Genomic DNA, 13,725 nt, shown 5'->3' on the forward strand with positions numbered 1-13,725 from the left:
CGGTTACATTCCGAACCCGGAAGTTAAGCTCTTCAGCGCCGATGGTACTGCACCGGGGACGGTGTGGGAGAGTAGGTCGCCGCCGGACAATCTTTGTAGCGGGGCTCTGGACGTTCGTCGTCCGGGGCCCCGCTTTTTCGCGTTTCCCGGGTTTCCGCACGGGTGTTTCTACGGCGCTGTCGTGCCGTACGGCGGGGAGCTCGGAAGCGCCTGCCGGCCCTCGCATCGCTCCCGGGTTCGGGGGCGTCGGGAGCCCGACCACGCGGTCAGTAGGCTTGAGACGTGGACTATCAGGCAGTCGAACGAGCAATCATGGAACGCGGCGTCGAGTGGAACTTCGAGCCCACGCTCGACAGGATCTCCGCGCTCATGGATGTGCTCGGCTCCCCGCAGCGCTCCTACCAGGTGATACACGTGGCCGGCACCAACGGGAAGTCGACCACGACCCGGATGATCGAGACGATTCTCCGTGAGCGCAACCTCCGGGTCGGCCGGTTCACCAGTCCTCATCTCGTCTCCATGCGGGAGCGCATCTCCGTGGACGGCACTCCGCTCAGCGAGGAGCGATTCGCCGAGGTCTACGAGGATGTCCTTCCCTACCTCGAGATGATCGATGCCAAGGGGCGCAGGCTCTCGTTCTTCGAGACCCTCACCGCCATGGCCTTCGTGGCGTTCGCCGACGCCCCCGTCGACATCGCGGTCATCGAGACCGGGATGGGCGGCAGCTTCGACGCGACCAACGTCGCAGACGGAGCGGTGGCGGTCATCACGCCCATCTCACTGGACCACATGGAGTATCTCGGTCCTGATGTCGAGACCATCGCGGGCGAGAAGGCCGGCATCATCAAGCCCGGGGCGACGGCCGTACTCGCTCAGCAGCAGCTTCCCGCGGCGGAGGTCCTGATGCGCAGGGCCGCGGAGGTCGGTGCCACCGTCGCCAGGGAAGGGCTGGAGTTCGGTGTGCTCGGCCGGGAGGTGGCGGTGGGCGGCCAGCTTCTCCAGCTGAAGAGCCTCAAGGAGACCTACGACGAGGTCCTGCTTCCCCTGTACGGAGCACACCAGGCGAGCAATGCCGCCTGCGCGCTGGCCGCGGTGGAGGCGCTGACGGTCGGGAGCGAGCCTTTGGACCCCGAGCTGGTCCGGCAGGCGTTCCTGCGGGTGACCTCGCCGGGCAGGCTGGAGGTCGTGCGGCGGGGGCCCACGGTGCTCCTGGACGCCGCGCACAACCCGGGCGGCATCGAGGCGACCCTGGACGGGGTCCAGGAATCCTTCGGCTTCGACAAGCTCGTCGGGGTGGTGGCGATGTTCGCCGACAAGGACGTCGAGGGAATTCTGGAGCTGCTCGAACCCATGATGGACGAGATCGTGGTGACCCGTAACTCCTCGCCCAGGTCGATGGACGTCGACGAGCTCGCCACGCTGGCCGAGGAGATCTTCGATCCCGATCGGGTCCACCGGGCCGACCGTCTGGACGAGGCGATCGACAAGGCGATCGCGATCGCCGACGAGGCGGGGGAGTTCGGTGGCGCAGGAGTGCTGATCACCGGTTCCGTGGTCACCGCCGGCGACGCGAGGCTGCTGCTCAAGGCAGGCGAGGCCGGATGAGTGAGGCGTCGGCCGGAAGACGAAAGGCGATCACGGTCACCCCGGGCATGCGGCGGCTCTGCGCCAGTGTGCTGGGCATGGAGGCGATCGTCGTCGGGTTGTTCGCCCCGGTCGCCATCAACGTCCAGAACATCGAACCTGCCGTCGCGCTGACGGTGGGGCTGGGCCTGGCGGTGCTGTGCGTGCTGGTCGCGGGCATGCTGAAGCGGCCCTTCGCCTACATCGCCGGAAGCGTGATCCAGGTGCTGGCGATCGCTTCGGGGTTCATGGTTTCGACCATGTTCTTCCTCGGTGGGATCTTCGCCGTTCTCTGGATCACGGCGATATTCGTCGCTCGCCGTGTCGAGGGCGTGACTTCCCGCTAAAGTCGGCCTACATGGCCGTCCCTCCCACTCAGCCGATTCGGGCGGTGGCCGCCGAGCCCACCGGCCTGGCGCGCGCACTCCGTGCCCCTTCGGCGCTCGACGTCGTCCTCGGGATGCTCGTCGCGGTGACACTTCCGCTGGCGATCGTCGCCCTGCCCAACACCATCTCGGTGGTGTCGGCTCTGCTGCCGCGTGACATCTCGCCGATCGGGATGATGCGGGCGCACGGGCTGGCGTTGCCCGCGACGGTGCTGACCGTGCCGCTGGCGGCGCTCGCCGTGCGCCGCCGGAGGGCGGCGCCGATACTGGTGGCCGGGTTGGCCCTTCTCGCCGTGGCCGACGCGGCCGGAGGGTACGCCGGCTCCGCGTTGCTGGTGGGAGTGCTGCGGGTGCTGCACGGGATCGGTGCGGGGCTGGTGGTGCCCGCGACCCTGGCCGCGGTCTGTGAGCGTTCTCCGCTTCTGCGGGCGCTGTGGTGCGCCGTCCTCGCGGTGAGCCTCCTGGCGGCGCAGGCGCTGGCGCTGTGGCCGCTGGACGAGGTCAGGTCCTGGAGGGTCGCGCTTCAGCCGTATCCCATGCTGACGGGGGTCGCGCTCGTGCTGGCCGCCGCCTACTTCGTGCTCCGGCTGAGAGATGACGGGACCCGGAGACCCGGCGGAGCCTGGAGATCCGACGGCACCCGGGAGCCCGGCGACACCAGGGGGCGCGGGCGGCTGCTGATGGCCGTCGTGCCCGCCGCGGGCATCGCGGCCCTGGCACTGGGCAGCACCTACGACTGGTCGCCGGGACTGCTGCTGGTCGCGGCCACGCTGTCCATCGCCGCCCTGTTCGGGGTGGCCTCGGCGGCCGTCTCCGGGGGTGCCGACGGCAGGGCGTCCGCCTACACGGTGCTCGTGATCGGTGTCGTGGTCCTGCCAACGGCCGCACAGGTGACCAACGTCGAGCTGGGCGGTCTGGGCGGTCCGGGCCTGTCCGGGCTGTGGCCCGCCTTCGTGGTCGCGGGTGTGGCGGCCGTCATCGCGGCCTTGGCCGTGAGCCGTCTGGGGGACGCCGTCATGTCCACGGCCGCGGCGAGCGGCATGGCGGTCGTGGTGGCGGGGCTGTGCGCGGTGGAGGTACTGCTGCCCTCCTCCGACGGCCTGGCCCTGGTCTTCCCCCTGGCGCTGCTCGCGGTCGGCGCCGCGGTGGCCCTGACCTCCGCGCTGCGCCCGTCGGGCACCGAGGCCGCGCTCTTCGCGCTGTCGCTGTTCTTCCCCGGGGTCCTCTCGGGCTTCCTGCTGGGCAGCGGGGTGCAGTTCATCATTCTCAGAGGCGCCGGCACCCCGGAGGCTCTGGTCGACGCCTTCGTCGAAGCGCTGTACCGGTGGGCTCTGGTGGGCGGCGGTCTGGTGATCGTGGTCATCGTCCTCGGCGCGTTCCTCGTGCGCCGCTCCCCGGCGTCGGTGAGCGGTGTGCCCCGGCCGTCGGCCCCGGATCCGTTCCCGGATTCCGCATCCGAGGCGTCCGACTCCTCCCGACCCGGTACGGCGGGCACCACGGAGACTCCGATGGCCCCCGGTGGCGTCATCCACGATGGAGAGCCGTCCGCGGTGAGGGTCCCGGGCGCCTCGTCAGAGGATGGTGAGCGGGAGATGGGGGCGGAGACCGGCCGGAAGGAGGGCGGTGAGCCGGGAGGGCCCCGGCCCGGGCCGAAACCCCGGTTCGAGCCTGTTCCCGAGCCTGGCCCGAAGCCGTGGCCGAGGCCGGAACGCACCGGCACGATGCCGGTCGTGCCACCGCCCACGCCGTCGCCGGAGGACACGGACGGTCCGGACCGCCCCTGATGAGGGCTCCCCGATGACACTTCCTGAGACCGAACGCTTCCGGCTCCGCTCCCGCGTTCCCGCCGCTTCCCGGACCGGCGTCTCCATCGCTTTCCGGATCGGCCGCCGTACGGCCGCCGCGCAACGGCGGCCGGCTCCGGGACGGTAAACTTCGCCCGTTCACGCAGTCTGCGAGCCATCCCTGTTCGAAGGAGAACTTCAGTGTCCGAGCGCACCCTTGTCCTGATCAAGCCCGACGGTGTCGCGCGCGGCCTCATCGGTGACGTGATCGCCCGGATCGAGCGCAAGGGCCTGAAGGTCGTCGCGCTGGAGCTGCGCACTCTCGACGCCGAGACCGCCAAGGTGCACTACGCCGAGCACTCCGAGCGGCCGTTCTTCGGCGAGCTCGTGGAGTTCATCACCTCCGGCCCGCTCGTCGCCATGGTGGTCGAGGGCCCGCGTGCCGTCGAGGCCTTCCGCGCCCTGGCCGGCCTGACCGACCCGGTCAAGTCCGCCCCCGGCACCATCCGCGGTGACCACGCCCTGGAGATCGGTGAGAACGTGGTCCACGGCTCCGACTCGCCCGAGTCCGCCGCCCGCGAGATCAAGATCTTTTTCCCGGACCGCTTCTAAGGGCCGCGCCGCCGGGCCCCGCCGTCCTCCCCGAAGATCATCGGGGAGGACGGCGGGGCCCGGCGTGTTTGCCGCGACTTAAGATTTTCCTGGAGCTGGCAGGCTCATTGCGCTCAGGGGTGGGTACATCACGTTACGATTCGAGTGCGTTCTGTAGTTTTCGCCGACGACCTGACGGAAGGAGGGCCGCCTTCCCCATGAGCAGCAAGCTTGCTTTCCTTGGACGCGACATGGCGGTCGACCTCGGCACCGCGAACACGCTGGTGTACGTCCGGGGCAAGGGCATCGTGCTCAACGAGCCGTCCGTCGTCGCGATGAACATGGTCACGGGAAAGATCGTCGCCATCGGCATCGAGGCCAAGCGCATGATCGGCCGGACTCCGGGCAACATCGTCGCCATCCGGCCGCTGAAGGACGGCGTCATCGCCGACTTCGACGTCACCGAGCGCATGCTCCGCTACTTCATCCAGCGGGTCCACCGGCGCAGCCAGTTCGCCAAGCCGCGCATCATCATCGCGGTGCCGAGCGGGATCACCGGCGTCGAGCAGCGGGCGGTCAAGGAGGCCGGCTACCAGGCGGGGGCACGGCAGGTCTACATCATCGAGGAGCCGATGGCCGCGGCGATCGGGGCGGGCCTGCCCGTGCACGAGCCGACCGGCAACATGGTGGTCGACGTCGGCGGCGGCACCACCGAGGTCGCCATCATCTCGATGGGCGGCGTGGTGACCAGCCAGTCGATCAGGGTGGGCGGCGACGAGCTGGATCAGGCGATCATCAGCTACGCCAAGAAGGAGTACTCGCTCATGCTCGGCGAGCGCACCGCCGAGGAGATCAAGATGGCGATCGGCTCGGCCTGCGCGCTTCCCGAGGAGGGCCACGCGGAGATCCGCGGCCGGGACCTGGTCAGCGGCCTGCCGAAGACGATCGTCGTGTCGGCCGCCGAGATCCGCCGGGCCACCGACGAGCCGGTGAACGCGATCGTGGACGCGGTCAAGACCACGCTGGACAAGTGCCCGCCGGAGCTGTCCGGCGACCTGATGGACCGGGGGATCGCGCTCACCGGCGGGGGCGCCCTGCTGAAGGGCCTGGACGAGCGGCTGAAGGACGAGACCGGCATGCCGATCCACCTGGTGGACAACGCCCTCGACTCGGTCGCGCTCGGCTCCGGCAAGTGCGTCGAGGACTTCGAGGCGCTGCAGCAGGTCCTCGTCCCGGAGCCGCGGCACTGATGAAGGACACGCGCCGCGCACGGATCAGCCTGGGGATGCTGCTGGCCGCGGCTCTCGTGTTGATGACCGTCGACCACCGGACCGGCGGAGCCTCCCCGCTCACCCCCCTCAAGGAGGCGGGAACGACGGTGTTCGGCGCCGCGGAGAGGGCGGGGGCCGACATCGTCCGGCCGGTCGGCAGGTTCGTCGCGATGATCACCGGTGCGCCGGAGGCGCGGCGCCGCATCGAGGAGTTGCGCGCCGAGAACGGCCGGCTCCGGCGTGACCTGGTGGCGCAGGGCCTGGACCGGCAGCGTTCGGCGCAGCTGCACCGCCTGCTCGGAGCGGCGGGCGTCGCCGGATACCGGATCGTCCCGGCGCAGGTGATCGCCCGGCGGGGCACGCCGGGGTTCGAGGAGGCCGTCGAGCTCGATGTCGGCACGGCGGACGGGGTGCGGACGGAGATGACGGTGCTGAACGGCGAGGGCCTGGTCGGCAGGGTGGTCCAGGCGGGGCGGTCCACCTCGACCGTCGTGCTGCTCAGCGATCCGGCGTCGGCGGCCGGAGCCCGCCTGGAGGGGAACAACGAGATCGGGGTGGTGCACGGCGTGGGGTCCGGTGGCCGCCTGCTGCGTTTCCGGTTGCTCGACTCCACGGCGCAGATCGTTCCTGGCCGGCGGATCGTCAGTTTCGGCTCCCAGCACGGCGTGCCGTACGTGGCCGGGGTGCCGATCGGGGTGGTGGAACGGGTGGAGGCGACGCCGGGGGAGCTGACCCGGGTGGCCTACGCCCGGCCGTACGCGGATCTGACCGCGCTCGACGTGGTGGGCGTGGTGGTGCAGGCGCCGACGCGTGAACCGCGTGACGTGGTCCTGCCGGGCGCGCCGCGGCAGGCGGCGAAGGAGAAGAAGGGCAAGGCGCGGGGCGGGCCGGACCGTGGGGAGGCGCCGGGCCGCGAAGGTGACGCGCCGGAGACGGAGGACACGCCGGAGGAAGAGGCGGCGCCGGGTGGGCGGGGCGACGTGCCGCCCGAGGCGGTGGCTCCGGGCCCGCAGCGCGGGGGGATCTGACCGATGGGCCGGGACGCGCTCGCCGCCGGGTTCCTCCTGCTGGTCATGGTGGTTCAGGTGGCGGTGGTGAACCGCCTGCCGCTGCCGGGGGACGTCGCCCCCGACCTGGTGCTGCTCACCGTGATCGGTTACGCGCAGGCCCGTGGGGCCGCAGCCGGGACGGTCATGGGCTTCTTCGCCGGGCTGCTCAACGACGTGCTGCCGCCCGCCGCGCACGTGATGGGGCAGTACGCCCTGGTGCTGTGCCTGGTCGGGTTCGCGGCCGGGCGGATGGCCGAGGTCCATCCCGAGGCCAGGATCATCACGACGCTCACCTGCGCCGTCGCCGGGCCGGTGCTCGCCGCGGCGGCAGGAGCCCTGTTCGGTGACGCCCGGCTCGGTGAGGACGTGCTGACGGCCACGCTGCCCGGGGAGGCCGTCTACGACGTGGTCGCGGCCCTGCCTGTGGCGGGGCTGGCGAGGAGGGTCGCCGGGGGTCCCCGGATGCGGGCTCCGCGGCCGGTGCGGTATCCGGCGCGGAGCCGTCTGTGAGCGCGCGGGTCACCGCGTGTGGTCGGTGCGGGCCGCAGGGGGCGGGCCGGCGGGTGTGCGGGATCCGGCGGGACGAGCGGGAAGCGTGCGGGATCCGGCGGGACGGGTTGGGGACGTGCGGGATCCGGTGGGACGGGCGGGGGAGGCCGTGGGCCGGGTGTGACGGGGGGCGGGCATGATCCGGATGCGGGGGCGGCTGGTCGTGATCCAGGCGCTGGTGATGTCGCTGATGGCGCTGCTCGCCGTACGGCTCTGGCAGGTGCAGGTGGTGCGCTACGCGGAGTTCACGGAGGCGGCGACCGAGACGCGGACGCGTGACGTGGTCGTGCCGGCCGTACGGGGGCAGATCCTCGACGCGGCGGGGCGGCCGCTGGTGCGCAACCGGACCCGGCTGGTGGTCTCGGTGGACAGGACGAGCCTGAACCGGATGGCGGGCAACGGCAGGACCGTCCTGCAGAAGCTGGCGGCGGTCCTGAACCGCAGTCCCGAGCGGTTGCGCGAGCGCATCAGGTCCTGCGGTCCCGGGGTCACCCGGCCGTGCTGGCCGGGCTCGCCGTACCAGCCGATCCCGATCGACGACGAGGTCACCACGCGCGAGGCCCTGCAGATCCTGGAGCGGCAGGAGGAGTTCCCCGGGGTGACCGCCGAGGTGCAGGCGGTGCGGCAGTACCCGCACGGCAGCGCGGCGGCCCAGGCACTGGGCTACCTTCAGCCGATCACGCAGGAGGAGCTGGAGAAGCGCGAGGGGTTCAAGGCGTCGTTCTCCGGCGTCGACCTGGTGGGACGCGACGGGCTGGAGGCGGTCTACGACGCGGAGCTGCGAGGGGTGCCGGGGATCCGGCGGGTGCAGGTCGACCGGCTCGGCAAGGTCATCGGGGTGGAGCGGCAGGTCGCGCCGATTCCCGGTGACACGCTCATCACCAGCATCGACGCCAGGGTGCAGGCGGTGACCGAGAAGGCCCTGGCCGAGGCCATGAAGTCCGCGCCCAGGGCGGACGGCGCGGCGGGCGTGGTGCTCGACGTGCGGACCGGCAGGGTCATCGCGCTGGCCAGTGCGCCGACCTACGACCCGAAGGTCTGGACGGGCGGCATCTCCGAGGCGGAGTACCAGCGTCTGCTGTCCGAGAAGTCGCGCAAGCCGCTGGTGTCGCGGGCGATCAAGGGACAGTTCGCGCCGGGCTCGACCTTCAAGATCTCCTCGGTGTCGGCGATGCTCCGGGACGGCTACCCGCTGCACGGCCAGTACGACTGCCCGGGTTCCTTCATGGTCGGCAGCCGGGCGTTCAGCAACTTCCACGGCATCGGCATGGGCACGATGAACCTGCACACCGCGCTGGTGAAGTCCTGCGACACGATCTTCTACCGGGCGGCCTACGAGGAGTGGCTGCGTGACGGCGGGTTGCGGCCGAAGGGGACCGCCAAGCAGCCGATGGCGACCATGGCGCGGGCCTTCGGGTTCGGCCGGCCGACGGGCGTGGACCTGCCCGGCGAGTCGGCCGGGCGGATCCCGGACCGCGACTGGAAGAAGCAGATCTGGGAGGCCACCAAGGAGGTCAACTGCCGCCGCGCGAAGACCGGCTACCCGGAGGTCGCCAGGACCGACCAGAGCCGGGCCGCCTTCCTCAAGCAGCTGGCGTACGAGAACTGTCTGGAGGGCTACCTGCTGCGGCCGGGTGACGCGGCGAACTTCTCCATCGGCCAGGGTGACGTGCTGGTGACCCCGCTGCAGCTCGCCGCGGCCTACGCCGCGCTGGCGGGGGACGGCAGGCTGCGCAGTCCCCGGCTCGGCTGGGCGCTGGTACGGCCCGACGGCACCATGGTCAAGGAGATCAAGGCGCCGGTGGTGGGCCGGCTGCCGATCTCGGCGCGGGAGCGCAACTACATCAGGGCGGCGCTGAGCGACGTGCCCTCCGACGGCACGGCCGCGGGCGCCTTCGCCGGTTTCCCGATGAACCGGGTGCGGATCGGCGGCAAGACCGGCACGGCCGAGGTGTACGGCAAGGCCGACACCTCGTGGTTCGCGTCGTTCGCGCCGGCCGGCGACCCGAGGTTCGTGGTGGTCGTCATGGTCTCCCAGGGCGGGATGGGCGCCGAGACCGCCGCCCCGGCCGTACGGAAGATCTATGAGGGCATCTACGGCATCTCGTCCAAGGGCGGGCAGGTTCCGGCGGCGCTGCCGGCCGGGCGTCCGGCGTCCGAGCCGCCGGTGATCAAGCGGGACGGGACGGTGGCGCGGTGACCGCGGCGACCGAAACCGAGACCGCGACCGTGCGGGACGGGACGGGGACCGCGATGATCGCGGTGCCCGCGGTGCCCGCGACCGTGCGGGACAGGACGGTGGCGCGGTGACCGCCCGGGTGATCAACCCGCCGCGCAGGTCGCTGGCCCGCCGGGCGATGGCCGCCTCCTCGGTGGTGGGCCGGATGGACGGGGTGCTGCTCGTCGCGGTCGCCGCGCTCTCGGTGATCGGCACGCTGCTGGTGTGGTCGTCGACCCGGACCTGGGCGCCCGGCTCCACGGGGCTGGTCAAGAAGCACGTCCTCAACCTCGCCATCGGCGCGGTGCTGACCGGTCTGGCGACGATGGTCAACCACCGCAGGCTGCGGGCGTACGCGCCGCTGGTGTACGCCGTGACGTTCGTGGGGCTGATCCTGGTGATCACGCCGCTGGGTTCCACGGTGAACGGCGCGCACTCGTGGATCCTGCTGGGCGGCGGGTTCGCCTTCCAGCCGTCGGAGATGGCCAAGCTCGGGCTGGCGCTGATGCTCGCCATGCTGATGGCCCAGCCGGCCAAGGGCGGCGAGCGCCCGCGCGGCCTGGACGTCGTGGTGTCGCTGGCGGTGGCCGCCCTGACCATGGGGATGGTGATGCTCCAGCCGGACCTGGGGACCACCATGGTCCTGGGAGTGATCACCGCCGCCGCGATGGTCATCGCGGGGGTGCGCAAGCGGTGGGTCCTCGGGCTGGGCCTGCTCGTGGTCGCCGGGGCCGTGGGCGTGTGGTTCCTCGGCGTGCTGGAGCCGTACCAGATCGCGCGGTTCACCGCCTTCCTCAACCCCGCCAGCGACCCGCGGGGCGTCGGCTACAACAGCACCCAGTCGCTGATCGCGATCGGCTCGGGAGGGCTGTTCGGCAAGGGACTGTTCCGCGGCGGCCAGACCACCGGCCGGTTCGTGCCCGAGCAGCACACCGACTTCGTCTTCACCGTCGCGGGGGAGGAGTTCGGCTTCCTCGGCTCGGTCATGGTGGTGGCGCTGCTCGCGGTGATCCTGCTGCGGGGGATGCGGATCGCCCGCCGGTGCGACGACCGGTTCGGCGCGCTGACGGCCGGGGTGATCGTGTGCTGGCTGGGCTTCCAGTCCTTCGTCAACGTCGGGATGACGATCGGGATCATGCCGATCACCGGGCTGCCCCTGCCGTTCGTCTCCTACGGCGGCACCGCGACCTTCGCGAACATGATCGCCGTCGGGTTGCTCCAGGCGATCCACATCCGTCAGCGGCCGTTCTGAGACCGGCCGCGATGGAAGCCACCCGCCCGTCCCCGGTCTCGAACCCTCCCCCGCTCACCGGCGTCGCCGGCCCGTGGGCGGGCCGGCGCGGATTTCAGACAGGAGTGGACGATGACGATCGCCGTGGAGGGTTCGCTTCTTCCCCGGGTGACCGGGGCGCTCACCCGCTCGTGCCGGCAGGCCGGGCTGAACGCGAGCGGATTCAGGGTGGGGCACGACGCCGCCGGGCTGGTCTGCCACCTGGCCGCCGAGGGGGTGACGATACGGCTGGCCCGCGAGGACGCGCCGGACGAGGCCGAACGGCCGGCCGTCTCGGTGCGGGTGGCGCGATGGCTGGCGGACCGGGGGTTCCCGGCGGACCGCCCCCTGGACGTGGAGCAGCCGATCGCCGCCGAGGGGTTCCTGGCGACCTTCTGGCGGCGGCAGGAGCACATCGGGCCGCCGCCAGACCCGGCGCTGCTGGGGCCGCTGCTGCGGCGGCTGCACGCCCTGCCGCTGGTGCCGTTCGACCTGCCGGCCTGCGACCCGCTCGGGGCGGTGCGCCGGGCGGCCGGGGAGTGCCCGGTGCTGGACCGCGAGGACCGGGGATGGCTGCTGGGGCGCTGCGACGCGCTGGCCGAGGCGTACGGGAAGGTGGAGTTCGCGCTGCCGTACGGGCTGGTGCACGGCGACGCCCGCCGGGAGAACATGATCCGCACGCCGCGGGGGTTCTTGCTGCGGTCCTGGCAGTGGGCGTGTTCGGGGCCGCGGGAGGCCGATCTGGTCCCGACCCTGCACGGCGCGCGGTTCGGGCTGACCGAGCGGCAGCTGGCGAACTTCAGCGAGGCGTACGGCCACGACGCCAGGTCCCAGGCGGGGTATCCGGTGCTGCGGGACATCCGGGATCTCCAGACCCTGACGGCCCTGCTGCGCCGGGCGCACCTGGACGCCTGGGCGCGTGACGAGCTGGGGCACCGGCTGGGATCGCTGCGCGCGGGGGACGACCGCCTGTGGCACCTCCCGTAGCCGGATAGGCTTGGGGCATGTCTGTCGAGTCGCTGTTTCCCCGCCTGGAAGCGCTCCTGCCCAGGGTGCAGAAGCCGATCCAGTACGTCGGGGGTGAGCTCAACTCGACCGTCAAGGACTGGGACGGGTCCACGGTCCGTTGGGCTCTGATGTATCCGGACGCCTACGAGGTGGGCCTGCCCAACCAGGGCGTCCAGATCCTCTACGAGATCCTCAACGAGCTGCCCGGGACGCTGGCCGAGCGCACCTACGCCGTCTGGCCCGACCTTGAGGCGCTCATGCGGTCCGAGGGCGTCCCGCAGTTCACGGTCGACGGGCACCGGCCGGTGCGGGCGTTCGACGTGCTCGGCATCTCCTTCGCCACCGAGCTGGGCTACACCAACATGCTGACCGCGCTGGACCTGGCCGGCATCCCGCTGATGGCCGCCGACCGGACCGACGACGACCCGATCGTCCTGGCGGGGGGCCACGCGGCCTTCAATCCCGAGCCGGTCGCCGACTTCCTCGACGCCGCGGTGCTGGGCGACGGCGAGCAGGTCGCCATCGCGATCAGCGAGGTGATCCGCGAGTGGAAGGAGGAGGGCTCGCCCGGCGGGCGTGACGAGCTGCTGCTGCGGCTGGCCGAGTCCGGCGGGGTCTACGTGCCCAGGTTCTACGACGTCACCTACCACCCGGACGGCCGCATCCAGCGGGTCGCGCCGAACCGGTCCGGGGTGCCGTGGCGGGTGCAGAAGCACACGGTGATGGACCTCGACGAGTGGCCCTATCCGAAGAAGCCGCTGGTCCCGCTGGCCGAGACCGTGCACGAGCGGTTCAGCGTGGAGATCTTCCGCGGCTGCACTCGCGGCTGCCGGTTCTGCCAGGCGGGCATGATCACCCGTCCGGTGCGTGAGCGTTCGATCACCACGATCGGCGACATGGTCGAGGCGGGCGTCAGCGCGTCCGGGTTCAACGAGGTCGGGCTGCTGTCGCTGTCGTCGGCGGACCACTCCGAGATCGGTGAGGTGGCCAAGGGCCTGGCCGACCGTTACGAGGGCACCAACACCTCGCTGTCGCTGCCCTCGACCCGGGTCGACGCCTTCAACATCGACCTGGCCAACGAGTTCTCCCGCAACGGCCGTCGTTCCGGTCTGACGTTCGCCCCGGAGGGCGGCTCGGAGCGGATGCGCAAGGTGATCAACAAGATGGTCACCGAGGACGACCTGATCCGGACGGTGACCGCCGCCTACAGCCAGGGCTGGCGGCAGGTGAAGCTCTACTTCATGTGCGGCCTGCCCACGGAGGAGGACGCCGACGTCCTCGGCATCGCCGACCTGGCCAGGAAGGTCATCAAGGCCGGCCGGGAGGCCACCGGGTCGCGTGACGTGCGCTGCACGGTCTCCATCGGCGGCTTCGTTCCCAAACCGCACACGCCGTTCCAGTGGGCCGCCCAGGCCGATCACGAGACGGTCGACCGCCGGCTCAAGGCCCTCAAGGACGCCCTGCGCGGCGACAAGGAGTACGGCCGGGCCATCGGCATGCGCTACCACGACGGCAAGCCGTCGATCGTGGAGGGCCTGCTCTCCCGCGGCGACCGCCGGGTGGGCGCGGTCATCCGCGCGGTGTGGGAGAACGGCGGCCGGTTCGACGGCTGGAGCGAGCACTTCTCCTACCGGCGCTGGATGGACTGCGCGGCCGAGGCCGGCATCGACATCGACTGGTACACCACGCGCGAGCGCGAGGAGAACGAGGTCCTGCCCTGGGACCACCTCGACGCCGGCCTCGACCGCGAATGGCTCTGGCAGGACTGGCAGGACGCCGTCAACGACGTCGAGGTCGAGGACTGCCGCTGGACCCCCTGCTACGACTGCGGCGTGTGCCCCACCATGGGCACCGAGATCCAGATCGGGCCCACGGGGAAGAAGCTGCTGCCACTGACGGTTGTCTGAGGTAGGCCGTGCGTGAGCGCGGCCGCCCTTCGACGAACCACGATCTGGAAGGACGACACCACCCTGAAA

The 13,725-nt window shown here is 71.4% G+C and carries 11 protein-coding genes and 1 rRNA gene; all 12 read left to right on the forward strand.

What is annotated here, in order from left to right; translation table 11 throughout:
* Window positions 1–88: ribosomal RNA gene (gene rrf, locus ACFYSC_RS31610) — 5S ribosomal RNA — on the forward strand; the annotation flags it as partial.
* A gap of 224 nt (window positions 89–312) precedes the next feature.
* Window positions 313–1,605 carry a folylpolyglutamate synthase/dihydrofolate synthase family protein gene (locus ACFYSC_RS31615; protein ID WP_362947212.1) on the forward strand — a complete coding sequence of 431 codons (1,293 nt, stop codon included), beginning with the start codon at window positions 313–315 and terminating at the stop codon, window positions 1,603–1,605.
* Window positions 1,602–1,970 (forward strand): DUF4233 domain-containing protein, encoded by a 369-nt coding sequence (locus ACFYSC_RS31620; protein ID WP_362947204.1) that lies wholly within the window; start codon window positions 1,602–1,604, stop codon window positions 1,968–1,970. The genes ACFYSC_RS31615 and ACFYSC_RS31620 overlap by 4 nt, the downstream gene beginning before the upstream one ends.
* Window positions 1,971–1,981: 11 nt before the next feature.
* Window positions 1,982–3,793 (forward strand): hypothetical protein, encoded by a 1,812-nt coding sequence (locus ACFYSC_RS31625; protein WP_389968929.1) that lies wholly within the window; start codon window positions 1,982–1,984, stop codon window positions 3,791–3,793.
* Between the two features lie 201 nt (window positions 3,794–3,994).
* Window positions 3,995–4,405, forward strand: coding sequence for a nucleoside-diphosphate kinase (gene ndk, locus ACFYSC_RS31630; protein WP_362947209.1), 411 nt, complete (start codon window positions 3,995–3,997; stop codon window positions 4,403–4,405).
* A 197-nt stretch (window positions 4,406–4,602) separates the two neighbouring features.
* Window positions 4,603–5,634 carry a rod shape-determining protein gene (locus tag ACFYSC_RS31635; RefSeq protein WP_362937451.1) on the forward strand — a complete coding sequence of 344 codons (1,032 nt, stop codon included), beginning with the start codon at window positions 4,603–4,605 and terminating at the stop codon, window positions 5,632–5,634.
* On the forward strand, window positions 5,634–6,683 hold the full coding sequence (gene mreC / locus ACFYSC_RS31640; RefSeq protein ID WP_389968932.1) for a rod shape-determining protein MreC: 1,050 nt from the start codon (window positions 5,634–5,636) through the stop codon (window positions 6,681–6,683). The genes ACFYSC_RS31635 and mreC overlap by 1 nt, the downstream gene beginning before the upstream one ends.
* Window positions 6,684–6,686: 3 nt before the next feature.
* Window positions 6,687–7,214 (forward strand): rod shape-determining protein MreD, encoded by a 528-nt coding sequence (gene mreD / locus ACFYSC_RS31645; protein WP_362937457.1) that lies wholly within the window; start codon window positions 6,687–6,689, stop codon window positions 7,212–7,214.
* A 175-nt stretch (window positions 7,215–7,389) separates the two neighbouring features.
* Window positions 7,390–9,453, forward strand: coding sequence for a penicillin-binding protein 2 (mrdA, locus tag ACFYSC_RS31650; protein WP_389968934.1), 2,064 nt, complete (start codon window positions 7,390–7,392; stop codon window positions 9,451–9,453).
* A 106-nt stretch (window positions 9,454–9,559) separates the two neighbouring features.
* The gene (rodA, locus tag ACFYSC_RS31655; protein WP_389968936.1) at window positions 9,560–10,723 is read left to right on the forward strand and encodes a rod shape-determining protein RodA; all 1,164 of its coding nucleotides are present in this window, start codon (window positions 9,560–9,562) and stop codon (window positions 10,721–10,723) included.
* A gap of 111 nt (window positions 10,724–10,834) precedes the next feature.
* A complete protein-coding gene (locus tag ACFYSC_RS31660; RefSeq protein WP_389968938.1) occupies window positions 10,835–11,728 on the forward strand; it encodes a phosphotransferase family protein in 894 nt (297 codons plus the stop codon).
* A gap of 17 nt (window positions 11,729–11,745) precedes the next feature.
* Window positions 11,746–13,656, forward strand: coding sequence for a TIGR03960 family B12-binding radical SAM protein (locus tag ACFYSC_RS31665; protein WP_389968940.1), 1,911 nt, complete (start codon window positions 11,746–11,748; stop codon window positions 13,654–13,656).
* Window positions 13,657–13,725 lie beyond the last annotated feature (69 nt).

It is taken from the genome of Streptosporangium sp. NPDC004379 (assembly GCF_042873875.1).
Classification (GTDB): domain Bacteria; phylum Actinomycetota; class Actinomycetes; order Streptosporangiales; family Streptosporangiaceae; genus Streptosporangium.